This window comes from Saccharothrix sp. AJ9571 (assembly GCF_021725495.1).
GTDB lineage: Bacteria > Actinomycetota > Actinomycetes > Mycobacteriales > Pseudonocardiaceae > Amycolatopsis > Amycolatopsis magusensis.
Genome location: NZ_CP091382.1, coordinates 6,722,531 through 6,747,522 on the forward strand (window position 1 = coordinate 6,722,531; position 24,992 = coordinate 6,747,522).

Annotated in this window: 20 protein-coding genes; 11 read left to right on the forward strand and 9 right to left on the reverse strand. The window is 69.6% G+C overall.

Going from position 1 to position 24,992, the window contains the following annotated elements; all coding sequences use genetic code 11:
* Nucleotides 1-115: 115 nt before the first annotated feature.
* The gene (locus tag L3Q67_RS31180; protein ID WP_499185004.1) at nt 116-940 is read left to right on the forward strand and encodes a hypothetical protein; all 825 of its coding nucleotides are present in this window, start codon (nt 116-118) and stop codon (nt 938-940) included.
* Nucleotides 941-1,103: 163 nt separating this feature from the next.
* On the opposite strand, the gene L3Q67_RS31185 is transcribed toward L3Q67_RS31180, so the two are convergent.
* The 3 genes from L3Q67_RS31185 to L3Q67_RS31195 form a co-directional block, all read right to left on the reverse strand.
* The gene (locus L3Q67_RS31185) at nt 1,104-1,940 is read right to left on the reverse strand and encodes a hypothetical protein (RefSeq protein ID WP_499185005.1); all 837 of its coding nucleotides are present in this window, start codon (nt 1,938-1,940) and stop codon (nt 1,104-1,106) included.
* Entirely contained in the window at nt 1,937-2,365 is a 429-nt protein-coding gene (locus tag L3Q67_RS31190; RefSeq protein WP_499185006.1) for a hypothetical protein, read from the reverse strand. Before L3Q67_RS31190 ends, L3Q67_RS31185 begins: the two co-directional genes overlap by 4 nt.
* A 111-nt stretch (nt 2,366-2,476) precedes the next feature.
* A complete protein-coding gene (locus L3Q67_RS31195; protein WP_499185007.1) occupies nt 2,477-3,502 on the reverse strand; it encodes a LacI family DNA-binding transcriptional regulator in 1,026 nt (341 codons plus the stop codon).
* A gap of 222 nt (nt 3,503-3,724) precedes the next feature.
* Here L3Q67_RS31195 and boxC point away from each other — a divergent pair, with 222 nt between their 5' ends.
* From boxC to L3Q67_RS31210, 3 genes are read left to right on the forward strand one after another with little or no spacing between them, the layout of a single operon-like run.
* Nucleotides 3,725-5,344, forward strand: a complete 1,620-nt coding sequence (gene boxC, locus L3Q67_RS31200) for a 2,3-epoxybenzoyl-CoA dihydrolase (RefSeq protein ID WP_499185008.1) — start codon at nt 3,725-3,727, stop codon at nt 5,342-5,344.
* A 4-nt stretch (nt 5,345-5,348) separates the two neighbouring features.
* Nucleotides 5,349-6,770 carry a benzoyl-CoA 2,3-epoxidase subunit BoxB gene (gene boxB, locus L3Q67_RS31205; protein WP_499185009.1) on the forward strand — a complete coding sequence of 474 codons (1,422 nt, stop codon included), beginning with the start codon at nt 5,349-5,351 and terminating at the stop codon, nt 6,768-6,770.
* Between the two features lie 10 nt (nt 6,771-6,780).
* Nucleotides 6,781-8,334, forward strand: a complete 1,554-nt coding sequence (locus tag L3Q67_RS31210) for an acyl-CoA synthetase family protein (RefSeq protein WP_499185010.1) — start codon at nt 6,781-6,783, stop codon at nt 8,332-8,334.
* Nucleotides 8,335-8,337: 3 nt separating this feature from the next.
* Here L3Q67_RS31210 and L3Q67_RS31215 read toward each other — a convergent pair whose 3' ends face one another.
* On the reverse strand, nt 8,338-9,117 hold the full coding sequence (locus L3Q67_RS31215) for a PaaX family transcriptional regulator (RefSeq protein WP_499191684.1): 780 nt from the start codon (nt 9,115-9,117) through the stop codon (nt 8,338-8,340).
* Between the two features lie 204 nt (nt 9,118-9,321).
* Here L3Q67_RS31215 and L3Q67_RS31220 point away from each other — a divergent pair, with 204 nt between their 5' ends.
* On the forward strand, nt 9,322-10,563 hold the full coding sequence (locus L3Q67_RS31220) for an ATP-grasp domain-containing protein (RefSeq protein WP_499185011.1): 1,242 nt from the start codon (nt 9,322-9,324) through the stop codon (nt 10,561-10,563).
* Nucleotides 10,564-10,597: 34 nt separating this feature from the next.
* The gene (locus L3Q67_RS31225; protein WP_499185012.1) at nt 10,598-12,637 is read left to right on the forward strand and encodes a hypothetical protein; all 2,040 of its coding nucleotides are present in this window, start codon (nt 10,598-10,600) and stop codon (nt 12,635-12,637) included.
* Between the two features lie 53 nt (nt 12,638-12,690).
* Here the strand turns inward: L3Q67_RS31225 and L3Q67_RS31230 are convergent, their stop codons facing one another.
* Complete coding sequence (locus L3Q67_RS31230; RefSeq protein ID WP_499185013.1) at nt 12,691-13,395, reverse strand: Asp23/Gls24 family envelope stress response protein; 705 nt, start codon at nt 13,393-13,395, stop codon at nt 12,691-12,693.
* A 322-nt stretch (nt 13,396-13,717) separates the two neighbouring features.
* Here L3Q67_RS31230 and L3Q67_RS31235 point away from each other — a divergent pair, with 322 nt between their 5' ends.
* A complete protein-coding gene (locus tag L3Q67_RS31235; RefSeq protein ID WP_499185014.1) occupies nt 13,718-14,131 on the forward strand; it encodes a hypothetical protein in 414 nt (137 codons plus the stop codon).
* Here the strand turns inward: L3Q67_RS31235 and L3Q67_RS31240 are convergent.
* The 4 genes from L3Q67_RS31240 to L3Q67_RS31255 all read right to left on the reverse strand — a co-directional run bounded on the left by L3Q67_RS31240 (nt 14,112) and on the right by L3Q67_RS31255 (nt 18,995).
* Complete coding sequence (locus tag L3Q67_RS31240; protein WP_499185015.1) at nt 14,112-15,437, reverse strand: FAD-binding oxidoreductase; 1,326 nt, start codon at nt 15,435-15,437, stop codon at nt 14,112-14,114. The two genes, L3Q67_RS31235 and L3Q67_RS31240, sit on opposite strands and share 20 nt — an antisense overlap.
* 29 nt (nt 15,438-15,466) lie before the next feature.
* Nucleotides 15,467-16,855, reverse strand: coding sequence for an MFS transporter (locus tag L3Q67_RS31245; protein ID WP_499185016.1), 1,389 nt, complete (start codon nt 16,853-16,855; stop codon nt 15,467-15,469).
* Between the two features lie 105 nt (nt 16,856-16,960).
* The gene (locus L3Q67_RS31250; protein WP_499185017.1) at nt 16,961-17,587 is read right to left on the reverse strand and encodes a sensor domain-containing protein; all 627 of its coding nucleotides are present in this window, start codon (nt 17,585-17,587) and stop codon (nt 16,961-16,963) included.
* 22 nt (nt 17,588-17,609) lie between these two features.
* The gene (locus tag L3Q67_RS31255; RefSeq protein ID WP_499185018.1) at nt 17,610-18,995 is read right to left on the reverse strand and encodes an alpha/beta hydrolase family protein; all 1,386 of its coding nucleotides are present in this window, start codon (nt 18,993-18,995) and stop codon (nt 17,610-17,612) included.
* 309 nt (nt 18,996-19,304) lie between these two features.
* Between L3Q67_RS31255 and L3Q67_RS31260 the strand changes: the two genes are divergently transcribed.
* The 4 genes from L3Q67_RS31260 to L3Q67_RS31275 are packed head-to-tail and all read left to right on the forward strand — an operon-like array spanning nt 19,305 to nt 24,759.
* On the forward strand, nt 19,305-20,204 hold the full coding sequence (locus L3Q67_RS31260) for a carbohydrate ABC transporter permease (RefSeq protein ID WP_499185019.1): 900 nt from the start codon (nt 19,305-19,307) through the stop codon (nt 20,202-20,204).
* The gene (locus tag L3Q67_RS31265) at nt 20,201-21,019 is read left to right on the forward strand and encodes a carbohydrate ABC transporter permease (protein WP_499185020.1); all 819 of its coding nucleotides are present in this window, start codon (nt 20,201-20,203) and stop codon (nt 21,017-21,019) included. The genes L3Q67_RS31260 and L3Q67_RS31265 overlap by 4 nt, the downstream gene beginning before the upstream one ends.
* 35 nt (nt 21,020-21,054) lie before the next feature.
* Nucleotides 21,055-22,314 carry an ABC transporter substrate-binding protein gene (locus L3Q67_RS31270; protein ID WP_499185021.1) on the forward strand — a complete coding sequence of 420 codons (1,260 nt, stop codon included), beginning with the start codon at nt 21,055-21,057 and terminating at the stop codon, nt 22,312-22,314.
* Between the two features lie 24 nt (nt 22,315-22,338).
* The gene (locus L3Q67_RS31275; protein WP_499185022.1) at nt 22,339-24,759 is read left to right on the forward strand and encodes a beta-glucosidase; all 2,421 of its coding nucleotides are present in this window, start codon (nt 22,339-22,341) and stop codon (nt 24,757-24,759) included.
* The last annotated feature ends 233 nt before the right edge of the window (nt 24,760-24,992 follow it).

The window sequence follows — 24,992 nt, forward strand, 5'->3', positions numbered from 1 at the left end:
TTCCGCCGGGAATGACACCGTCGGTGGACCGGCGGAACGGACGTCATCCGATGGGGTCGCGACTATGCCTCGAAAGCGCCGGTGTCCTCGGTTGAACATCGATTAACCTGGGTCGATGCGTCGAACAGTGATCGCGCTGGCCGGTGTCGCGGTGCTGGTGGTCGCCGGCGCGTCCGGCTACCTCGTCGTCGATCGGCTCACCCGGCCGTCCGGCGAAGTGCCGCCGGCGTTGATGAGTTCGCCGCCGCCCGCACCGCCGCCGCCGCCGATTCAGGCGGACGAGCCCGCGACCGTCACCGTGTGGCGCTCCCGGACCGAGGACGAATGGGCCCAGCTCACCGACGTGACGCCGGATCGGCTCGGGCCCGTGGTCACGAATCCGAACGACCGGTCGATCCGCGGGTCGACCGGGTGCAGTGGGTCGTATGAGGCGGTGCAGGCGGTCTCCGGGCGTGATGCCCGCGACGCCGAAGTCACCGTCGAAGTGCTTCCCCAGTCGTTCCAGGAAATCACGATCACCGATCTGCGTGTCCGGTTCCTCACCGCCATACCCGGCATCGCACCGCCGAACTACCTGTACCAGTGCGTCAACCCGCACGGCGTCGACGGCCCGTCGGATTTCGAAGTACGCGCCGACGGCCTGCACGAAAAGGTGATCAGTGCGAAGGGCCAGCGCAGGGTCGAGCTGCCCGATACCGTCACCGCTCAGCGGATGGAGGTGTGGAGCAAAGTGGTCTTCGTCGAAGTGCTCGGGGAAGCCTACGAATGGCAGATCGAGGTCGATTACCTCAACAACGGCAAGTCCTACACCGCGGTGCGGAAGTCGGACACGAAGAACGTCCCGCTCATCACCGAACCCACCATGCGGGAAGACGACTTCGACAAGGCCTTCATCTGGTGCCATGAGGAAAAGGAATTCCGTGAGGGCATCAAGTGCTGACTGGTATCCGATGGCCCCGGCTATGGCCGTGAGGGAGTTCTCCGTGCGCAGTGCGGCACGCGCCAACTGCATTCGCCGCAGTCTTCCGCCGGTATCGTCTGCTTTGACGAGCATGGCCGGGGTGGAGGAGAATCGCTTCGTCCAGCCCTGAGAAGTACCCGTACTAGCCGACCGCCCAGATCGAACTGCCGCCGAGGGCGTTGTACCGGCGGGCCGCCGCTTCGGTCGCCGTGGTCTGGAACCCCGCCTGCCCTCGAGGGGTGACGGTCAAGGTCCGCGGTTCCCCGTCCGAGACGTACTCCACGTCGATCACCCAGCGGCAGAGACAGCGGGTCGTATGGGCGGTCACGTCCAGGATCCGTGACTCGCCCTGTTTCACCTCTTCGACGTTGTGCTCGGCGAAGATTTCGCCCGGCGTGCCATCACTGTTCTGCGCTCGCACTATCGGCGTCGTCGCGTCCAGGTCCACGGTGAGCGGAATGGGACGGGTGCCCGAAGAGGCGCAGGTGAACAACGTGCCTGCCATGGCGTCCTGGCGTTCGACGACCCGCACGGCGATCCGGGTGATGACCGCCGTGTCCCGCCTGCTGCCGATGACGACCCGGACCGGGGTCGTACCGCTGGTGTACGCGCCGCCCTGGTTCACCGCCCAGCCGACCACGGAACGGCAGTCCTGGTCGTTCGGGAACTCCTGCTGCCCGAGTGGACGGGGGTGCACCGCCGCCGGATACGGGAAATCCGGCTGGTAGTCGGCCACCGCCGTGAGCGGTTCGAGGGTCGCGGGGTCCGCCGAGGTCGAATTCGCGCGCCAGGCCACGTAACCGCCGACAGCGGCCACGAGTACCGCCGCCACCACGAAACCGGCCCACATCAGCGCCCGGCGCCGGGGCGGCTCGGGGTGGACGTGCTCGTGGTTGTGCACGCTGAAGTGGCCGCCGTGGTTGAAGTAGCCGTCACGAGTGGCCTGGTTCGGGCCGGGCGGATCAGGTGGGGAACTCATCGCCCGCGTCGCCCGCGGTGGTTCGTGATGGTCTGGTTCCCCTGGATGTTGACGTAACCGTCGCGGCCCGCGACCAGGTTGACCGTCTGCTTTCCGGTCGGGCCGCCCGTGCCGATCTCGGTGAGCAACGCCTGCAAAGCCGAGGGGGCGGCGGGATTCTCCGCCAGCAGCCTCGAAAGCCGGCCCTGCCAACGCGGCAGGAGTTCCTGGCGTACCTGGGATCGTTCGGTTTCCCCGGCCTCCGCGACGACCTGGGAGTCAGCGTCGAGCGCCTGCTCGATGGTCGCCGTCCCGCCCGCGCCACCGTGCCTGGCGAAGAAGGCGACGACCTGGTGTTTGACGCTCTGCCAGCTGTCGGTGGCCATCGCCTCCACGAAGGCGGTGCCACCCGCGGCTGCCAAGGCGGCGAGTGTTTCCGGCAGCACGGCGGTCCCCTCTCGACGACGCCGTTGACCCTAGCCATGACTTCCGGCTCGGAGTGGCCGTCTGTACCGGTACCAGCCGAATGGCTGCGAGCGTCACTCGATCGTGTGCGATCACCGCCGCAAGCGTGCCGAGTCCCGTTCGACGAGCGTCGCGCTCAGCAGGACCGCCTCGCGCGGCCGATCCGGTTCCGCGACCCGGCGCAGCAGCAGGTCCACGCCCGCGGTGCCGGCCTCGTCGGCGGGCAGCCGGATCGTCGTCAGCCCCGGCTCCAGGTACGCGGCGACCGGGTGGTCGCCGTACCCCAGCACCCGCACGTCCTCGCCGACCGTGAGCCCGCGCTCGCGAACCGCTTTGTACACCCCGAGCGCGAAGTAGTCGTTGCCCGTCACCACCAGTTCCGGGTGGTGCTCGCGGGTGATCAGCCCGGCGGCGAGCCGGTAGGCGTCGTCCGGCCGCCACGGCAGCGTGGCGTCCCGCGTGCGGTGGCCCGGCACCTTCAGCACCAGCGAATCGTTCCCTAGCGCCCGGCGGAAACCCGCCATACGCGCGGCGACCGTGCTGATCTCCAGGTCCTCTTCGAACAGCCACGCCCGCCGCGGGTCCGGCCCGGCCACGCGCGTCACCGCGTCGGTGACCGCCCGTTCGACGTCGATGCCGACGAAGTCGAACCCCAGCTCCGGGATGTCGCGGCTGAGCAGGACGACCGGCAGCCCGGCGTCGGACAGTTCCGCCCACACACCGGGCCGGTGCTGGGTCGGCACGGCCAGCACCCCGTCGACGCCGAAGCGCAGCAACTGCTGCACCGCGTGTGCTTCGTTGTCCTCGTTCTCCTCGGTGACCAGCAGGAGAACCGAGTACCCGGCGAGGCGGCACCGCCGCTCCACCGCGGAGATGAGGGCGGCGTAGAACGGGTTCGACGGGTTGGTGAGCACCAGCGCGAGCACCGTCGTGGTGCCGGAGACCGGCGACCGGGCCTGGCTGTGGGGCACGTATCCCAGCCGCCGGGCCTCCGCCACGACCAGCTCGCGCGTGGCCTCGCTGACCTGGTCCTTACCCGAGAGCGCCCGGGACACGGTGTTGGCGGACACGCCCACCTTGTCCGCGACATCACGCAGCGTGACCCGCTGAGCGCGCACCACCAGCCGACCTCCGGATCAACCGTCGCCTACAAGTTGATACGCAGCTTGCCGGACGCGCCGGTACCCACGGAACACCGGACCCGCGACCACCGCTCACCGCCCAGGTCGGCGACCGCGCCGGACGGTACCAGTGGACCTTCTACAGAAGATTGACGCAAGTCGGAACTTGTGTCGATAATGAGTCGCTGTGCCGCGGACCACCACGGAAGAGGAGGTCGCATGACGGCGACTGTCGTGCCGGCGGTGAGCTTCGCCAGGCACCCGGCGGCCTACCGCCACTGGAAGCTCCGGATCGACGGGGTGATGGCCTGGCTGGAACTCGACGTCGACGAGGGCGGCGGCATCGTCCCCGGCTACGAGCTGAAGCTGAACTCCTACGACCTGGGCGTGGACATCGAGCTCTACGACGCAGTCCAGCGCCTGCGCTTCGAGCACCCCGGCGTGCGGTCGGTGGTGGTCACCAGCGGCAAGGACAACGTCTTCTGCGCCGGGGCCAACATCCGCATGCTGGCCGGGTCCTCCCACACGTGGAAGGTCAACTTCTGCAAGTTCACCAACGAGACCCGCAACGCGATGGAGGACGCGACCCAGCACTCCGGCCAGACCTACCTCGCCGCGGTCAACGGGTCGTGCGCCGGCGGCGGCTACGAACTGGCGCTCGCCTGCGACCGGATCATCCTGATCGACGACAACTCGTCCACCGTCGCGCTGCCCGAGGTGCCGCTGCTCGGGGTGCTCCCCGGCACCGGCGGGCTGACCAGGGTGGTGGACAAGCGCCGCGTGCGCAAGGACCGCGCCGACGTCTTCGCCACCCGCAGCGACGGGATCCGCGGCAAGACCGCGGTCGAATGGCGGCTCGTGGACGAACTGGCGCCCCGGCGCGACTTCGCCGAAGTGGTCCGGCAGCGGGCGCTGGAGCTGGCCGAGCGCAGTTCCCGGCCGCTGGGGGCCGAAGGCGTGGAACTCACTCCGCTCGAGCCGGACGGTTACTCCTACGAATACGTGCGGGCCGAGCTGGGCGCCGACACCGTGGACATCACCGTGCACGGCCCGCGCGAGAAACCCGGCTGGCTGCTCACGATGACCCGCGAGCTGGACGACCTCATCCTGCGCCTGCGCACCAACGAACCCGAGCTGGGCACCTGGGTCATCCGCACCGAGGGCGACATCGAAGCCGTTCTGGCGCACGAAGAAGCGGTGCTCGGCAAGCCGGATGACTGGCTGTGCAACGAGATCATCCACTACTACAAGCGGACCCTCAAACGGCTCGACGTCACCAGCCGCAGCCTCATCGCGTTGATCGAGCCCGGCAGCTGCTTCGCCGGGGTGCTGCTGGAACTCGCGCTGGCCTGCGACCGCCAGTACCTCCTGGACGGTCCGCCGATCGAGGACGTGGACAGCCCGCTGCGTGCCTCGATCAGGTTGTCGGAAGCCAATTTCGGCCGCTTCCCGATGGGCAACGGCCTCTCGCGCCTGGAATCCCGGTTCTACCTCGAGACCGATCACCTCGACTGGCTGCGCAAGGAGGTCGGGCACGCCCTCACCCCGGCCGAGGCCGACGAACTGGGGCTGGTCACCGACGCGCTCGACGACATCGACTGGGAGGACGAAATCCGGATCGTCCTCGAAGGACGGGCCGCGCTGAGCCCGGACTCGCTGACCGGGATGGAGGCCAACCACCGGTTCGTCGGCCCGGAAACCACCGAGACCAAGATCTTCGGCAGGCTCACCGCCTGGCAGAACTGGATCTTCAACCGGCCGAACGCCGCGGGCGAGGACGGGGCGCTGCGGCGGTACGGCACCGGCCGGAAGGCCGTCTTCGACAGGAAGCGGGTGTGAGCTGATGCCAGAGAAGATCGACTACGACGCCAAGATTCCCAACAACGTCGACCTCTCCTCCGACCGCAGGCTGCAGCGCGCGCTGGAGGGCTGGCAGCCGAAGTTCCTGAACTGGTGGGGCGAGATGGGCCCGACCCTGCGGACCCAGGGCGTGTACCTGCGCACCGCGGTCAGCGTCGGCCGGGAGGGCTGGGCGCACTTCGACCACGTGCACGTGCCCGACTACCGCTGGGGCATCTTCCTCGCCGAGCGCGACGGCGACCGGCGGATCGCCTTCGGTGAGCACGCCGGCGAACCGGCCTGGCAGCAGGTGCCGGGGGAGTACCGCGCTGATCTGCAGCGCCTGATCGTCATCCAGGGCGACACCGAACCGGCCTCGGTGGAACAGCAGAAGCTGCTCGGCCTGACCGCGCCCAGCCTGTACGACCTGCGCAACCTGTTCCAGGTCAACGTGGAGGAGGGCCGCCACCTCTGGGCGATGGTCTACCTGCTGCACGCCTACTTCGGCAAGGAGGGCCGCGAGCAGGCCGAAGGCCTGCTGTACCGCAACTCCGGCAGCCCCGACACCCCGCGCATCCTCGGCGCCTTCAACGAGGAGACCGCCGACTGGCTGGCCTTCTACATGTTCACCTACTTCACCGACCGGGACGGCAAGTACCAGCTCGGCACGCTGAAGGAATCCGCCTTCGACCCGCTCTCGCGCACCTGCGAGTTCATGCTCAAGGAGGAGGCGCACCACATGTTCGTCGGCACCACCGGTGTCGACCGCGTGGTGATGCGCAGCGCCCAGCTGATCCGCGAGCACGACACCACCGACATCGCCGCGCACGGCGGCATCCCGCTGGAGATCATCCAGAAGTACATCAACTTCCACTACACCGTCTCGCTCGACCTGTTCGGCAGCGAGACCTCCACGAACGCGGCGAACTACTACACCGCGGGCCTGAAGGGGCGGTGGAACGAGACCCGCCGCAAGGACGACCACCGGCTCACCGACGGCAGCACCTTCCTGGACCGGCCCGTCGACGACGGCACCTGGACCCAGGACGAGGTGCAGACCCTGCTCGCGCTCAACCTGGACCTGCGCTCGGAGTACATCGCCGACTGCCGGACCGGGCTCAAGCGCTGGAACCGGATCCTGGCCGAGAACGAGCTCGGCTACCGGTTCTCCCTGCCCCACCCCGGGTTCAACCGGAACGTCGGCATCAACCGCGGTCACCACATCACCCCCGACGGCACCATCGTGGACGAGGCGACGTGGCAGGCGGGGCGGCGTGGTTGGCTGCCGACCACCGAGGACCTGGCGTTCGTCCGCTCGCTGATGCACCCGGTGTACGAACGCGGCAAGATCGCCTCCTGGGTCGCGCCGCCGATCAACGGCATCAACGGCAAGCCGTTCGACTTCGAGTACGTCCACCTGCCCTGAGGCGGTAGAGATGCTCGCTCCCACCACGTTCAACGCCACCGACTACCTCCTCGAACGCAACCTGGCGCGGGGCCGCGGTGACCGAACCGCCGTGGTCTCGGCCAGCCGGACGCTGACCTACGCCGGGCTGTCCGCCGAAGTGCACCGGGTGGCGGGCGCGCTGCGCGAACTCGGGGTGCGCCCCGAGGAACGCGTGATGATGTGCCTCGGTGACGACCTCGAGTTGTTCGTCTCGATCCTGGCGACCATGCACCTCGGCGCGATCGCGGTGCCCACGTCGACCATGCTGACCGAGCCCGAGTTGCGCGACCTGGTGATCGATTCCCGGGCGCGGATCATGCTCACCGCACCGGCCTTCGCGGAGACCGCCGGGCGCGCGGCGCGGAACGCACCGGACATCCAGCACGTGGTCGAAGACTGGGACGCGTTCACCGGGGAGCCGGTCGAGCGCTCCTACCCGACCTGGGCCGATTCACCCGCGTTGTGGCTCTACACCTCCGGGACCACGGGCAGGCCCAAGGCCGCGATGCACCGGCACGCCGACATCCGCACGGTGGCGGAGAACTACGGGCAGCGAGTGCTCGGCATCGGTCCTGGCGACCGGTGCCTGTCGGTGGCGAAGCTGTTCTTCGCCTACGGCATCGGGAATTCGATGTTCTTCCCGATGTCGGTGGGCGCCACCGCGATCCTGGACGAACGCCGCCCGAACCCGGCGTTGTTCGCCGAACGCGTTCGCGAGGAGGGTGTCACGCTCTTCTTCGGTACGCCCAGTTTCTGGGCGCCGCTGCTCGCGAGCGACGTGCCGGACGACGCGTTTTCCTCGGTACGGCAGGGAGTTTCCGCCGGGGAGGCGTTGCCGCCGCGGCTCTACCACGGGGTGCTGGACCGGTTCGGCGTCGAGGTGCTGGACGGCATCGGCTCCACCGAGATGTTGCACATCTTCGTGTCCAACCGGCCGGGCCAGGTGCATCCCGGTTCCTCGGGCACCGTGGTGCCCGGCTACGAGGTGGAGCTCCGGGACGCCACCGGGGCCGTCATCGACGGTGCCGGCATCGTCGGTGAGCTGTACGTGCGCGGCGACTCCGCGGCGATCGGGTACTGGTGCCGGGCGGAAACCACGCGGCAGGTCTTCCTCGGCGAGTGGATGCAGACCGGCGACACCTACGTCCGCAACTCCGACGGCACGCTGAGCTGCCTGGGTCGCTTCGACGACATGCTCAAGGCGGGCGGTATCTGGGTCAGCCCGGCCGAAGTGGAGGACCGGCTGCTCCAGCACCCCGACGTGGCCGAGGCGGTGGTGGTCGCCGCGCCGGACGCCGACGCGCTCGACAAGCCGGTCGCGGTGGTGGTGCCCGCTCCCGGCCGGGCGGTGGACGGGGACGAGCTGATCCAGTGGTGCCGTGGCACGCTCGCCGGGTTCAAACGGCCGCGAGCGGTGGTCGAAGTGCCGGAGCTGCCGAAGACCGCCACCGGGAAGATCCGGCGGAACGTGCTGCGGGACATGGTCAGTACGACGTTGTCGTCAGCGCCGTTGGTGGAACCGGTCGACGCACCCGCCTGCTGAGGTTCAGGCGGCGTTTTCGTTGCCCGTCAAGCTGTCCCAGTGTGCCTGCGCGCCCGCCCGCCACTCGGCGTGCTTGCCGTGGAACAACTCGGCGGCCTTCGCCCCGCTCCACCCCGGGGGCAGCAGCCGCGCGGGCAATTGCGGGTCGAGGAACGGGAACCGGCGCCACTCGTGGACCAGGCGGGTCTGCGCGCACAGCACTTCTTCGCCCGCCGTGGGGTTGAGGGCGTCGAACTGGCCGATGAAGGCCTCGTACTGGTCCGCCACTTCACGCAGGTTCCAGGAGCGGGCCACCAGCGTCTCCTCTTCGCCGATCTCCCCGTATGAGGCGATGAAGGACATCGGGGACCCGGCGCCGAGCTGGTCGAGGATCGTGCGTGCTTCGGCTTCCCTGGCCACGTGCGGGCTGACCCACACACCCGGCGACGGCGAGCCGAACCCGGCCCAGGTGAGCTGCGTGCGCAAGCGGTGTCGAAGGTCACGCTGGGACTCCGGGACGGACACCAGCACCACCAGCCACCGGTCGTCCCATTGCCTGCCCGCGCTGCCGAAATCGTAGATCCGCCGGGCTCCTTCGGTCAGCAGCTGCCTGCCCGGCGCGGTCAGCGACCACCGGACCCGGCGCCCGGCGCGTTCGGACTCCAGCCAGCCCTCACCCGCCGCGCGGGCCAGCGCCTGCCTCGCCGACTTCTCCTCGATGCCGAACAACGCCAGCGCGTCCACCAGCGTGGCCGTCCACACCGGATTTTCCCGTGGCAGCACGTATTCGCCGAGCACGGTCATCAGCAGGGAACGCGCGCTGGTGTGGCTGACTTCGCGGCGCCTGCTCACCGTCGGCCGAGTGGTGCTCACCGGTAAATGCTACAACAATGTGGAATCACGAGAGGTTGTTGTAGGAGCTGCGCGTCCAGTGCGCGGGCATACCCCGGGGTACGGTGGGTCCGCGAAGTTGTTCATGCTGTGTGCGCCGAAACGGAGGAGCGGTCCATGCCAACATCCGAACCGGCCGTCAAGAACCCCGACAAGGGATATCTGGCCCTGCTCGGCTGGAGCCTCAACGCGGTGGAGGCACTGGACCGCTTCGACCGGCGCTACGTCGTCGTCGCGCCGGATTGGGCGGAGAAGTACTGCGTCGAACACGGCATCCCTTACCTGCCGTGGAATTTCGAGCGGCTCAACGACCGCTCGATGGAGATCGCCGAGACGCTCCAGAAGGAGGGCGTCGACGTGGCGATCCCGCTGTTCGAGGAGACCGTCGAGTGGGCCGGGGCGATCAACTCGGTGCTGCTGGACAATCCGCGCCTGTTCGGCCAGGCCATGCTGCTGCGGGACAAGTCGCTGATGAAGCGGCGGGCGCAGCTCGGCGGCATCCGGGTCGGGATCTTCGAGGAGGCCCACGACCGGGACGACGTGACCCGCTTCCTCAAGCGCGTGAACCAGACGCTGCTCAAGCTCGACGGCGACCCGAACGACCCGATCCACCTCAAGGCCTTCGACAAGGCCGGCTGCCTCGGGCACCGGGTCATCCGCACCCCGGACGAGGTCGACACCATCCCGGACGAGGAGTTCCCGGTGCTGATGGAGTCGCACCTCGACGGCTGGGAGTTCGCCGTCGAGGCGTGGATCCACAACGGGAAGATCAAGTTCCTGAACATCTCCGAGTACGTCACGCTGGGTTACTCGGTGTTCGTGCCGGCGACCCCGGAGCTGGAACGATATCGGCCGCAGATCACCGCGCAGATCGAGAAGCTGATCAAGACCTTCGACATCGAGTTCGGGTTCGTGCACCCGGAGTACTTCGTCACCAGCGACGGCGAGATGTACTTCGGCGAGGTCGCCTACCGGCCGCCCGGCTTCAAGGTGTTCGAGCTGCTCGAGCGCGCGTACGGGTTCAACGCCTACCAGGGGCTGGCGCTCGCGTTCGACCCGAAGACCACCGAGGAGGAGATCGACGCCTTCTTCCCCCGCGAGGTCGAGGACGCCGCCGGGGTGGCGGGCTGCTTCGGGGTCTACCCGCGCCGCCGGGTGGTCAGCGAGCTGCGGATCCCGCCGGAGACCGAGGATCACGACTACTACGAGTCACACGACCTCTCGGCGCCGCTGGAGGAGACGGTGACCAAGAGGACCGCGTTCGGGACCCACTGGGGTCTGCTGTACTTCTTCGGCGATGATTCCTACCGGATGCGTGATCTGCTGAAGCAGCAGGAAGAGTTCGACTTCTACGTCTGACGAAGCCGACAAGCCAGGGAAGCCAAGGAAGCCGTTGAAACCGACCGTCGATGCCCAGGGTGCCGGGGGCGCGCCCACGACGCTGGACAAGCGCGTGGCCTCGCTCGACGACGCCGTCCGCGCCATGGCCGAGACCCGCGACTTCGGCAAGCACACGAAGCTGCGGCGCGTGCTCGAGGCGCTGCGGCGGGTGCTGGTGCAGTCCGGCGGGGCCGCCGCGGTCCAGGCCAGGGCTCAGGCGCTGGAGGAGGCCGGCCTGTTCCTGGAGACGGACTGGGCCTCGCCGGAGATCCTGATCCCGGCGCTGGTCGGGCCCGGGCTGCACAGCGGGGACGCGGACACCGTGGTGATGGAGGCGTGCAGCGAGCTGCGGACGCTCGCCGTCGCGCGGGGTGACTACGAGCACCCGTCGATCTCCGCCGAGGACGCCCGCGAGTTCCTGTCCCAGGTGCTGGCGATGAACCTGGAGCTGCTGTTCACCCCGCCCACCGAGGCGGAGCGGACGCAGCAGGGGCGCACCGCGCAGCTGATCAGGGACCTGTTCCGGCACATCGCCGACGAGATCGGCTACGAGAGCGTGCTGGACAAGCTGGTCGACGAGATCTGGCGGATCCTGCGCCAGCGCCCGATCCAGGTCGACCAGGTGCAGAGTGTGATCACCCGGATCGCGGTCTACCGCGGTGATCCGGAAGTGGATCCCGGCACGCTGTCCGGGCAGGGCATCGACCGGCTGATCACCAGCCTGTTCGGCACCACCGAAGCCTGCCGCGAGGATCCGGGTATCGAGGTCTTCCGCTCGCGGTTGCAGGCGATGGACAACGGCGGCCTGCAGTACGAGGCCGCCGGTTTCGCCAGGGCGATGCACGACACCGGCCTGGTCTCGCCGTACCACGCCGAGCTGCTGCGGTTCCTGCTGCAGAAGAGCGACTACCTGCTCGGCGAGGCGCTGGGCCTGTCCGACACCGGCCGGAACTGCCTGCTGCGCTTCGGCGACCTGGTGCACCAGCTGATCGAGGAGGCGGTGTACCCGCAGACCGCGCAGTGCATCTACGGCCTGGCGCTGCTGCTCGACCGCGGCATCCTCTACGAACCGCCGCTGGTGCCCGCGCTGTGGCGGCAGCTGACACTGGAGCTGTCCGACGCCGCGCGGGAGCGCCTGACGTCGGTGTTCGGCGACGAACCGAGCCCCGAAGCGCGGCTGGTCGCGGGCGTGCTGTCGATGCTGGGCCTGCCGCTCGGCGTCGGGCAGGGCGACAACCCGACCTGCCAGTCGGCCCGCGCGCTGTCGATGTGGGCCTACAACGACCCGGACTACCTGCTGCAGATGGTGGTCTGGGCGGCCCGCGACGACGAGATCACCATGCACTTCGAAGGGCAGCCGATCTCGTCGAGGGACAGCGAGACCGGGGTGGCGACCACCCTGCCGACCGACCTGGACCCGGTGTCACTGCTGGTGGTGCCGCACCTGGACCGGATCTACGCCGAGATGGGGCGGCGCTGCGCCGACCGGCCGGGCGACCCGCACCGGTGGGTCAACCCCGAGTTCCACGGCTGGTGGGCGGCCCGCGGGTTCCGGATCAACGTCGACGTCGAGACCGGCAACCTGATCGACCTCGACGCGTTCCTGCGGCAGTTCCACGCCAGCTACCACCCGGAGTACAACGGCGGGCAGCCGCTGATCCACCCGCAGCCCGCCGGGGTCGCGGTCACCGACAGCGCGGCCCGCTACGTCGGCTGGCACGCGATCACCATCCTGCGCGTCGCCCTGGACCCGCAGGAGGTCATGCGGGTGTACTTCTACAACCCGAACAACGACAGCGGCCAGGACTGGGGCGACGGCGTCGTGGTCTCCACCGCGGGCAACGGCGAGCGGTTCGGCGAGGCCTCGCTGCCCTTCGACGAGTTCGCCTCCCGGCTCTACATCTTCCACATCGACCCGCTCGAACGCGGCGAGCCGGAGAAGGTGCCCGCCGAGTACGTCGAGCGGATCATCGGCTTCATCGAACGCAGCTGGGGCGCCGACCGGCTGCCCTCGGGCAGGCTCCAGGCGCTGAAGGCCCCGCACGACCGCTGAGGGCCCCGGTCCGGGGGCGCTCCCGCACCCGGGACCGGGCCCTCCGGCTCGGCTCAGCCGGCGTCGGGCAGGTGGATGTCGGTGACGCGCACGTCCACGGCTTCGACTTCCAGGCCGAGGAACTGCTCGACGGCTTCGATCACGTCGGTCCGGAGCTGCTCGGCCAGCGCCTTGACCGCGTGACCGAACTCGATCACCAGCGGGATCTCGATGAGGGCGACATCGCCCTCGATGCCGACGGAGATGCTCTCGCCGAGTTCGTGCACGCCTTCGACCTTGCGGGCCACCATGGTCACGACCTTTGTGACGACCCCGTCGTCCACCGAGGTGTTACCGCGAACGGCCGCGGCGGGCCTGGCCGGCGCCGCGACGGTCTCTTCCTCTTCCTCTTCCTCGGTAGCGGTCTCGGCTTCTGCGGTGATGTCTTCGGGGGCGGTCGCCTCGTCGGCCTCTTCGGTTTCGTCCTCGTCTTCGACCTGCTCGTCCGTGTCGACGTCTTCGGCGGCGTCGGTTTCGGCGGTGTCGTCAGCGATGGTGTCGGTGTCGGTTTCGTCGGCCTCGGTGTCGGTTCCGGCGGCGCTGTCGGACTCGGCTGCCGCCGGTTCGACGACCACAATCGCGGTCGGCGCGGTCGCGGAGTCGGCCAGGTCGGCCTTGTCGTCCACGATCGTTTCGGTGCCGCGGGTTTCCGGGGTGCTGGTGCTCGCGGCGTACTCGCTGGGCGTGCGGCCGAAGATGCTGTTGACGACGTCGGACATGGTTTCCCCTTTTCGGGAGCGGAGGATTCGGGAGAGCGCGAGCAGGCGGCGCCGAGCCAGGGGTCCGTCGAAGATCTTGATCGCCAGCCCCTGCCTTCGAGATTTCCTTGTGTCCCACAGATGTTCAGCTCGAGGAAGATGGTCGCCTGTTGCTCGTACCCGGCAGTCCTAGAACCTCGGCGCCCCCTGCGTCAAGGGGTTCACCGGAAACTTCGGCGCCATGACACCGAACCGGGATCTCCCGGCCGGTCGATTGACCGAACTCCCCGGCGGCGGCTAGAACGGCGGGATGACCCTTCTCCCCGTACTGGCCGCCGCCGGCTTGCTCTTCGCCGCCGATCCCTATGCCGACGCGATCGCCCCGAGCACGACCGCGGTGGTGCAGAACGGCGCGAACGCGCTCGGTGCGCCGGACGGCCAATTCGCCACGGTGTCCGGGAACGCGAATTCCCACGTCGTGTTCGACCTCGGCGCCGGCGAGGAAGGCACCGGCGATCTCCTCGTGCACTTCCACGGGTTCGACCTGGTTGTGCAGACCGCCGTGGAATTCCTCGACGGCGCCGGAAAACCGATTTCGACCGCGCCGCTGGTCATGGTCGGTTTCGGTGCCCACACCGCCACGGTGCAGAACCCGTCCGCCGCGCCCTATCGATTCGTGCGCATCCGGACCGGTTACATTCTCAATCCACTTCAATTCAACGTGGACGCGATCCAGACTACGAATCAGCCGGGGTGACCCCGGCCGAAACGGGAAAATTGCTGCGGAAGGTGTTCGCCGGATCGGTGCGGTGCTTGATCTCCCGCAGCCGGGCGAGCGACGCGGGCGCGAAGGCGTCGGCCGCGGTCTCACCGGGGTTGAGGAAGGTCAGCGGTTTGCGGCCGCTGACCGGCAGCGCGTCAGCGAATGCTCGCTGCCGGGCGGCGACCGCCGCGGCGGTCGCCGGATCGGCCGGAATTCCGAACAGGTACAACGCATAGGGCTCGGTCAACGGGCCGTGCGGGCTGTCCGACGGCCGTGCGAATGCGCCGCCGAGGTGCCGGATCTGGACGCTCATCAGGGGCGCGATCGGCTCGGCCAGCAGCGTTTTGACCGTGACCTCGTCGAATGCGGTCAGCAGTTCTCCCCGGGAGAGACCGGCGCCGGGATCGGTGGGTTCGGCGGTGATGGTGCCGAGTTCGGAGACGGGCAGCATCCGCCTGCTGTCGGAGATCGGCTGGGGGAGCCGGTCCAGTGGGGCGAGCAGTTCCCGCGCTTCGGCCGCCGTGCCGAGGTGGGTGAGGTCGATCGCCACCATCGGCGCCGAACCCGGGAAGTGCAGCAGTTCCAGCCAGGCGGTCAGCTCCTCCGGCGCGGTGGCGGTGAGCTTCCGGTACGCCTCGGCGACCTCGGAGGTGTGCTCGCCGGACCACAGCATCCGGCCGCCGTAGAGGTGTGGTGCCGGGTGCAGCGCCACTTCGAGCGAGGTGACGACGGCGAAGTCGCCGCCTCCGCCGCGCAGCGCCCAGAACAGGTCGGGTTCGGTGTCGGCATCGACTCGCCGGGCGCGGCCTTCGGCGTCCACGATGCCGAACGCGGTGACGCTGTCGGCGACCCAGCCGTGGGCGCGGCCGAACCAGCTCAGCCCGCCGCCGAGGGCGACCCCGGTGACGCTGACGACCGGGGAACTGCCGGGCAGGCCGGTCAATCCGTGTGCCGCGGCGGCGCTCTGCAGGCGGCCCGACGCCACACCCGTGCCGATGCGGGCGCGGCGCGCGACCGGGTCGATCTCGATCGAGTCGAGCCGCCGGGTGCGCAGCAGGATGGTGCCGCCGGTGCGCCCGGTGGCGCCGTGCCCGTTGGGCTGGGTGGAAATGCCCAGCCCGGCTCTGCGGGCGTGCTTGACCAGTGCGACGACGTCTTCGGCGTCGGCGGCCTCGACCACGGCGGCCGCGGGCTGCTCGACGGCGAGGTTCCAGGGGCGGCGGACGTGGTCGAAGCCCGGGTCACCCGGCAGCCAGACCTGGCCGCGGACGGTGGAACGCAGGGTGGAGAGCTCAGTCATGATCTTCCTTCTTCCTGGGGGAGGGTTCTTCAGACGGCGGTGGTGGTGGTCTTGCGGGTGGGGGAGAAGCCGAGGGCGACCAGTGCGGTGACAGCGATCCCGGCGGCCGCGGCGAACACGGTGATCCGCAGGCCGGTGAGCGTGGCGCTGTGGGTGTTGGCGATCGCCACCAGGACGGCCAGGCCGACGGCGCCGCCGATCTGCTGGGCGGTCGAGGTCACCCCGGAGGCGACGCCCTGCTGGTGGGCCGGGGTGCCGGCGGTCGCGGCGCCGAACATCAGCGTGTAGCCCGCGCCCTGCCCGATGCCGAGCACGACCAGTCCGGGCAGCAGGGAGAGGTAGGAACCGTCGGCGCTCAGGCTCAGCCCGAGGACGGCGGTGCCGATGCCGCCGACGGCCAGGCTGGCGAGCATGGCGGTCCGGGTGCCGCGTGCGGTCGCCAGCCGCCCGGCGAGCTGGGAACCGGTCACGATGGCGGCCATCGGGACCAGGAACGCCAGTCCGGTGCCCAGTGCGTCGTAACCGCGCACCACCTGGAAGTAGACGGTGAGGAAGTACAGCAGGGAGCCGAAGGTGGCCATGTAGAGGAACGTCACCAGCACGCCGGTACCGAGATCACGGCCACGCAGCAGGTGCAGCGGCAGCAACGGGTCGGCGCTGCGCTTTTCGATCCCGGCGAACAACCCCAGCACCACGATCCCGGCCGCCGCCGCGAGCACCACGACCGGCGCGCTCCAGCCCGACTCGGGTCCCTGCACCAAGGCGAACACCACGAGCGTGGTTCCGGCGGTCGCGGTGAGCGCCCCGGCCAGATCGAACCGGCGCCCGGCCACCCGCACCACGCGGCGCGGGATCAGCGGCAGGGCGAGCAGGGCGGCGGCCGCGGCGAGCGGCACGTTGACCAGGAACACCGCGGCCCAGCCGAAGGCGTCGGTCAGCACCCCGCCCAGCAGTGAACCGAGGATCATGCCGCTGCCGCCCGCGGTGCCCCAGACGGCGAAAGCCCGGTTGCGTTCGCGCCCGGCGGCGAACCCGGTGGACACCAGGGTGAGCGTGGCGGGGAAGAGCAGCGCGCCACCCAGCCCCTGGACCGCCCGCGCCGCCACCAGCGGCAGCGGCGTGGTGGCCAGCCCGCCCGCCAGCGAAGACACCGCGTACAACGCCAGCCCGAGCACGAACATCGGCCGCGGCCCGAACAGGTCGACCGCCCGCCCGCCGAGGAGCAGGAAGCCACCGAAGGCGACCGCGTAGGCGCTGACCACCCATTGCAGCGTCTGCGCCGAGAACCCGAGCGTGGTGCCGATCTCGGGCAGTGCCACGTAGACGATGTTGTAGTCGAGCGAAATGATCAGCTGGGCGAACGCCAGCAGCCCCAGCACGATCGCGGGGCGGTGGAAGGATTTTTCCTTCGTGGACATCGGTGCTCCTCGTGGTGACCAGCTGAACCGGACACCACAACGATCACCGGGAAGCGGGGTGTGAACAACGAGGAACTACGCAACGATCGATAACCTTGGGGTTACCTATCGGGCCGCGAGCAGCGCCCGGGCGAACCGGGCGTGCCCGGCGGCCAGCCCGCGGGTGAGCAGCACCGAGAGCACCGCGAAGACGAACCCGAGCGCCGCCCACGGCAGGGCTTCCAGCGGGGTGTCCACGGTGACCCAGTGCAGGCTCTCGCTGGGGAAGCGGTACGCGCCGTCGTCGACGAAGTGGTAGAAGACCGGCAGGGCGAGCAACGCCACGCTCATCGACCAGGACCCGACCACCAGCGAAAACTGGAGGACGCCGAGCGGGAAGAGCAGGAAGACGTAGAGCAGGTCCCGCCAGGTGGCGCCGTCCCTCAGCGGCGCGGTCCACCGGCGGACCTGCCCGCCCGCCGGTGGCACCAGGTGGGGCGCCGGGATGTAGGTGCCCAGCATGGTGTGGACCCGCGCGCGTTCCATCCGCGCGACAGCCCTGGCCAGCAGGGCGGTCAACCCCAGCAGCGGCAGCCCGATCAGCACGACCGACAGGGAGAAACCCAGCGAAGTCAGGGCGAACAGGATCGAAAAGCCCGCCACCCCGATGGGCAGGTTCATCAGCAGGTAGGCCAGCGCCCGGAAGAACCGCCGGCGCGGCGGCCGGTCGGCGGATTGTTCGGCCTTGGCCATGACATTCTCCATTCCGGTGACCTCAGGGCAGGAAAACGCCCCAGTAGAGTCCCCAGGGAATCAGCAGCAACGCACCGCCCAGCGGCAGAGCGAGGATTTTCCGCTCTTTGCGGACCTCATTCGCCCGCCACCACTGGACGGCCGCGACTCCCGCGAGGACGAGCGTGCCGAGCGCGAGCACCTGGGTCGCCAGCCAGAACACCGGCCTGCCCCACAGCACCGGGCCGACCTCCTCGCCACCACCGGTGAAGATGAGCATCACGAACGACATCGAGCCGAGCACGGTCAGCAGTCCGGTGATCGAGGCCCAGTGCGCCGGTGCCACCGCGTTCCGTGGCTTGCCGCGAACGGCCCGGAAGAGGGCGGTGAACGGGTAGGCGGCGAAGGCCACGACCAGTGCCAGCAGCGCGAATCCCTGCACCCACAGTGATTCGTACCAGGCGAGCGGGGTGACCTCCGCCGCCGGTTCCTCCTGGGCGGGCAGCGGGCCCGAAGCCGCCGCCGGTGCGCCGCCGGTGATGTCCTTCACCCACGAACCGACGAGCTCGGGGAAGTCGGGAACGAAGCCTTCGAGGCGGTCGAAGCCGTCGGTGGTGTGGACCAGTGCGTGGTGCGCCTGCGGGAAGGTGCGCATGGTGAAGGCGGGGTTGTCGGCCTGGGTGGCGGCGAACAGGGCGGCGGCGTCGCGCGGCGGGCTCTGCCGGTCCTGCGCGCCCCAGATCGCGAGCACCGGAATACGTAGTTCCTCCAGCGCCGGTTCGGGATCGAAGTCCGCCTCCGGGAAGAGCCCGGCTTCCGCCGCGATCCGGGTGGCGGTGACCGAGGCGAGGTCGAGCACCGACTCGCTGGACACCCCCTGCTTGCGCATCCACTGCCGGTAGCTCCAGGCCTGCGCTTCCGAAGGGCTGACCCCGTTCGCGCCCACGACCACCAGGAACGCGGCGTGCTCCGCCCGGGTGGCGGCCAGCGGGGCCACCCAGCCGCCTTCGCTGAAACCCCACAACCCGGTGCGGGCCGGATCCACTTCGGGCCGGCCGCGCAGGTAGTCGAGCGCGGCGACGGCGTCGTCGGCGAGCCCGGAGAAATCCCGCTGCATCAGGGAATAATTGCTGGTGTCCTTGTCGTAGATCAGCGACACCACGCCCTGGGCGGCGAAGGCTTCCGCCTGCTTGCGCAGTTCCTCGCGCTTCCCTTCGCCGGAGCCGTGCACCAGCACCATCGCCGGCCGGGGGGAGCCGTCGCCGGGCGGGACCACCAGGGACCCGTGCATGGTCTTGCTCGCACTGGTGAAGGAGATCTCGGTATGGCGGAACGCGGACGGCTGCGCCGCGCTCGCGGACGCGAGGCATGACGGGAACAACGCCGCGAACACGGTGAGCAAAACCGCCGTTCGTCCTGTCAGGCGCATGGCACCGTGTTCCTTTCCTCGAACGAAACGTATTCTAGAGGTGGTTCGCTGGTGGTTTCCCCATGAACCATTCCTAGTGTGCCGGAAGTTGTCGGAATACCGGTCGTCGCCGGAATTCCTCGTTCTGCGGAACGAATTCCGTGAAACGGGGAAAAATGCGCCCCGCCGCGAGTGCATTCATCACGTGGATGGGTGCCATCACCGACATTCATTTCCGTGATCGCGCGGCCTCCGTCACAGTGGTGCTCCCACGGTAAAACGTTTCAATCCCGTCTCGCGGTGGGCGCGGCGGAGAACGGAAACCTCGGCATGGCAACGAAGCTCGGCTCGAGACGGCGCGGCGGCCCGTCCACGGTCCCCTGGTGGTTCCTCACCCCGGCGCTGGCCTTCTTCGTGTTCGTGGTCGTGGTGCCGAGCGTCCAGGGCGCGGGCTACGCCTTCACCGACTGGGACGGCATCAGCCCGGCACCCGACTTCGCCGGGCTGGACAACTTCCGCACCCTGATCGACGACGAGACCGCGCGCCTGGCGCTGGTGAACACGCTGCTCGCGGCCGTGGGCATCACGGTGGTGCAGAACGTGATCGGGCTGCTGCTGGCGCTGGGGGTGCACGCCCGCATCAAGAGCCGGACCGTGCTGCGGGTGTTCTTCTTCGCCCCGGCGGTGATCACCCCGGTGGTCACGGCGTACCTGTGGAAGTACCTCTACGCCCCGGAGGGCGCGATCAACGCCCTGTTCGCCGCGCTGGGCCTGGATTCCTGGCGGCAGGACTGGCTCGGTGACCCGGACCTGGCGCTGTGGTCGGTGGTCGCGGTGGTCATCTGGCAGTTCGCCGGCTACTCGATGGTGATCTTCCTCGCGGGGCTGCAATCCATCCCGCAGGAGGTCTACGAGGCGGCCGCGCTGGACGGGGCCGGTGCGCTGGGCCGGTTCTGGCACGTCACCCGGCCCATGCTGGCCCCGGCGATGACGATCAACCTGATGCTGTCGGTGATCGGCGGGCTCAAGCTGTTCGACCAGGTGTGGGTGATGACCCAGGGCGGTCCCGGCGGTGCCACCGACACGCTGTCCACGGTGATCTACCGGCAGGCGTTCCAGTTCAACGACTTCGCCTACAGCATCGCGCTCGCGCTGGTGCTCACCGTGCTCGTCGCGGTGATCAGCGCGGTGCAGTACCGGGGGCTCCGGCGGCGGGAGGACTTCTCGTGAACCGCTACACCTGGCGCACCGCCGTGCTCGAAGCCGCGATGGTCGTCGCGGCCCTGGTCTTCGCCTTTCCGGTGTACGTGCTGGTTTCCCTGTCACTGCGGGAGCCGGGGGACCAGAGTTCCCCGATCGCGCTGTCCACGCCGACGCTGGTCAACTACGGCGACGCGTGGCAGCAGGCCGGGCTCGGCTCAGCGCTGCTGACGAGCACGCTGATCACCGCCGGCAGCGTGGTGCTGGTGGTGGTGCTCTCGGCGATGGCGGCCTACCCGCTGGCGCGGAGCACGCGGACCTGGTCGAAGGCGGCGTTCGGGCTGTTCATGCTCGGCCTGCTGCTGCCGTTCCAGCTCGCGCTGATCCCGCTGTACCAGACCATGCGCGACCTCGGCCTGCTCGGGAACCCGCTGGCACTGGTGGTGTTCTACACCGGCCTGCAGACGCCGTTCTCGGTGTTCCTCTACACCGGATTCCTGCGCGCGCTCGACCCCGCCTACGAAGAAGCCGCGCTGATCGACGGCTGTGGTCCGCTGCGGGCGTTCTTCTCCGTGGTGCTGCCGCTGCTGCGCCCGATCACCGGCACGGTGGTCATCCTCAACGCGATCTTCGTCTGGAACGACTTCCTCACCCCGCTGCTCTACCTCAGCGGCACCGGGCAGCAGACGGTGCCGGTCGCGCTCTTCGGCTTCGTGGGCCAGTACGTGTCCCAGTGGCCGATGGTGTTCGCCGGGCTGGTCATCGGCACCGCGCCGATGCTGCTCGTCTACTTCGCCCTGCAGAAACGCGTCATCCAAGGATTCGCCGGCGGCCTCAAGGGCTGACCGGCGCCTCCACTCGCCACCCACGGAGCACAACCATGCCCACTCGCACCCCCGGCCGCCTCGCGGCCACCGTCCTCACCGCCGCGCTGGCCCTGTCCGGCTGCGGTTCCGGATCGTCCACATCGGACCCGAACAGCCTCGAGGTCGCCGCCAACGCCACCGACCGGACCGCCATGGACGCGGTGGTCGCCGCGTTCGAGCAGGCGAACCCGGGAATCCGGGTGACGGTGACCTACGCCGACACCGATCAGCTGCAGAGCACGCTGCGCACCCAGTTGTCCTCCGGCACCGGCCCGGACGTGTTCACCGTGTGGCCGGGCAACGGCAATCCCGGTGCGCTGCAGGTGCTCCAGCCCGCCGGGTACCTCGCCGACCTCGGCAGCCGCCCGTTCGCCGGGGGGATCCCGGCTGCCGGCCGCGAGGTCACCCAGGTCGAGGGCAGGACCTATCTGGTGCCCGCCAACTACAGCGGCATCGGCGTGCTCTACACCCAGCCCGCGCTGACCGCGATCGGCGGCCAGGAGCCTCGCACCTGGGACGAGCTGATCGCGTTGTGCGGCAAGGCCCGTGCCAACGGCAAGGTGTTGCTCTCGCTGGGCAACCAGACCCCGTGGGTGACCCAGCTGGTCACCTACGCGCTGGCCGCCACCACCGTGTACGCCGACGATCCCGGGTTCGCCGGGAAGATGGCCGCGGGCCAGGTCCGGTTCGCCGGCTCCGGCTGGCGGATCGCGCTGGAGAAGTACCAGGAGCTGGACCGCGCGGGCTGCTTCAGCGACCAGCCGCTGGGCACGAGCTACGAGAACTCGCTCAAGGACGTCGCGCAGGGCAAGGCCGTCGGCGTGGTGCAGGTGGCCAGCAGCCTCGCGCAGATCCGCGCGGAGGCGCCCGGGGCCGAGCTGCGCATGTTCGCGCTGCCCGCGGGCAACGATCCCGCCAAGACCCGGATGCCCGGCGCCATCTCGGCCGCGTACGGGGTGAACGCCAAGAGCGGGAATCCTGAGCTGGCATTGAAGTTCGCCGACTTCCTGGGCTCCGAGCAGGGGCAGAACCTCTACAACGAACAGGGCGGCACCCTGCCCGCGATCCCCAACGCGAGCTTCCGCGCCGACCCCGCGCTCGGGGTGCTCGACCAGCGCCTGCGGGCCGGGACCACGGTGCCGTTCATGGACCAGCTCTGGCCGAACCCGAAGGTGCAGCAGGAGCACTTCAGCCAGGTGCAGAAGCTCTTCTCCGGCTCCGCCACCGTGCCGCAGGCCCTCGAAGCACTGGACAAGGCCTACGCCGCCCACTGAAAACCCACCGATCGGAAGGCCGACATGGATCGACGTAGCTTCATCTCAGCCGCCCTGCTCACCACGCTGGCCGCCGCGCTCGCCCCGGGCGTGGCACGCGCCGCCGACCCCAGAGTGGACCAACTGCTCGCCAAGATGAGTCCGGCGCAGAAGATCGCCTTGCTGCGCTGCGACTTCCCAGCCTTGGCCAGCCTCGGCATCCCGGCGTTGAGCATGGCCGACGCGTCCGCGGGACTGCGCGGTGAAACCGGCGTCACGGCGTTTCCCGTGCCGCTGGCCCAGGCGGCGACCTTCCACCCGGACCTCGTGGGGAAGCTCGCCACCGCGGTCGCCGCCGAGGGCCGGGGCAAGGGGTTCACCAACCTGCTCGCGCCCACCGCCGACATCACCCGCACCTGGCACTTCGGCCGCCAGTCCGAGGGCTTCGGGGAGGACCCGCACCTGTCCGGGGTGCTCGCCGCCGCGGCGGTCAAGGCACTGCGGCAGGGTCGCGTGGTGGCCACGCTCAAGCACTTCGGTGCCTACACCCAGGAGCTCGACCGGCTGGTGGTCGACGTCAAGGTGGACGAACGCACGCTGCACGAGGTGTACCACGCCCCGTTCCGCGCGGCGGTCGAGGCGAATCCCCTGGCTTCGGTGATGCTGGCCTACCCCCAGGTGAACGGCACCTACGCGGTCCAGCACCCCGGGCTGTTCGACGACCTCAAGCGGCTGCTGGGCCTGCAGGGCTACACCGTGCCGGACTTCTGGGCCGGTGACGACCAGATCGCGGCCGCCAACGCGGGGATGGACCTCGCCGGGCTCGGTCCCGGCGGGGTGCGCGTGTCCGCCGAGCAGCTCGCCGCGGGGGTCCCGGCGGCCCGCATCGACGACGCCGTGCGCCGGATCCTCGGCAGCATGTTCGACGCGGGCCTGTTCGACCACCCGCTCCCGGCACCGGCACCGGTGGTCACCACCCCGGCGCACCAGGCACTGGCGCACGAGATCGCCACGCACGCCACGGTCCTGCTGAGCAACCGCGATTCGATGCTGCCGTTGACCCCGGCGGTGCGGACACTGGCCGTCATCGGCGTCACGGGCACCGGCGCGCTGACGGGCGTCTCCGGCTCCAGCTACGTCGACCCCGGTGCCTGGACCACGCCGCTGCAGGCGATCCGCGATCGCGCGGGCTCGGCCGTCGGGGTGACCACCGCGCCGGGCACCCTGGGCGACGTGCCGCTGCCCCTGGTGCCCGGCACCGCCCTTCCCGGTGGCCTGACCGGCACGTTCTACGCGGGTCCCCAGCCGGCGGGCACGCCGGTCGCCACGCGGAAGGTGTCCACACTGGACTTCTCGCAACCGCCGGTCGCCGGGCTGCCCGCCGTGTGGTCGGCGCGGTGGACCGGCACCCTGAGCCCGCCGGTCACCGGCCTGCACCGCTTCTCCCTGCTCGCGTCCGGGACGGCGAAGCTGGTCGTCGGCGGCAAGACCGTCGTTTCCGGCACCCGGCACATGAAGCGGTTCTTCCTCGGGCCGTTCGACTACCCGCTCCAGGGCACCGCCCGGCTCACCGCCGGGCAGCCGGTGCCGATCACCGTCGAATACACCAACAGCACCGGAACGCCCGGCGAAGCCGCCCTCACCCTCGGCTGGCAGCCCGATTCGCTCATCCCCGCCGCGGTGGCTACGGCCGCGAAGGCCGACGCCGCGGTCGTCGTGGTCAACCGCGTCGCCGGTGAGGACATGGATCACTCGACACTGGCACTGCCGGGTGATCAGGACGACCTCGTCACCGCGGTGGCCGCCGCGAACCCGAACACCGTGGTCGTCCTCAACACCGACGGGCCGGTCGCCATGCCGTGGCTGAACTCGGTCCGTGCCGTGGTGCAGACCTGGTACGGCGGACGCGGTATGGGCACCGCGCTGGCCGCCGTCCTCTTCGGAGACAGCGACCCGGCCGGGCGGCTGCCGGTGACCTTCCCCGCCTCCGCGGCGCAGGGACCGGCCGGCTACCCCGGCACCGGGCAGGTGGTGCGCTTCGACGAGGGCGTGCACGTCGGCTACCGGTACTACGACCGCGCCGGGCAGCAGCCCCTGTTCCCGTTCGGCCACGGCCTGTCCTACACCACCTTCGTCCTCGGGGGCCTGAACCTCACCCGGACCGCCGGGAAGGTGACGGCCACCGCCACGCTCACCAACACCGGCACCCGGGCGGGCTGGCAGACCGTCCAGCTCTACGCCGCCCTGCCCGCCGCGGCGGCCGCGGAACCACGACGGCTCGTCGGTTTCCGCAAAGTCCACTTGGGAGCGGGGCAGCACACCCAGGTGAGCATCACGGTTCCCGATCGCGCACTGTCGATCTGGGACGCCGCCGCCGGCCGGTTCGTGCTCACGCCCGGCCTCTACACGCTCTCGGCGGGCACCTCCTCGCGCGACCTGCCCGTCCGGCGCTCGATCACCCTGTAAGCGACGAATGACCGGCATGACCTGCACGACCTGGAGGATCTGATCGACGTCGTGAAGACTCGAAAGTGTGCCCACGCGGGTGGTCGCCGCTCACGATTCCATTACGGACAGACGAGCGCTCTGACTTCAGATCAAGTCCCGATCGCTGGGCCTACCTGGCCGAGGGCAACGCGAAGCAGGCTCGCAAACGCGTCGGCGCTGATGTTCTGCTTCGTGACGACGACCCGCACGGG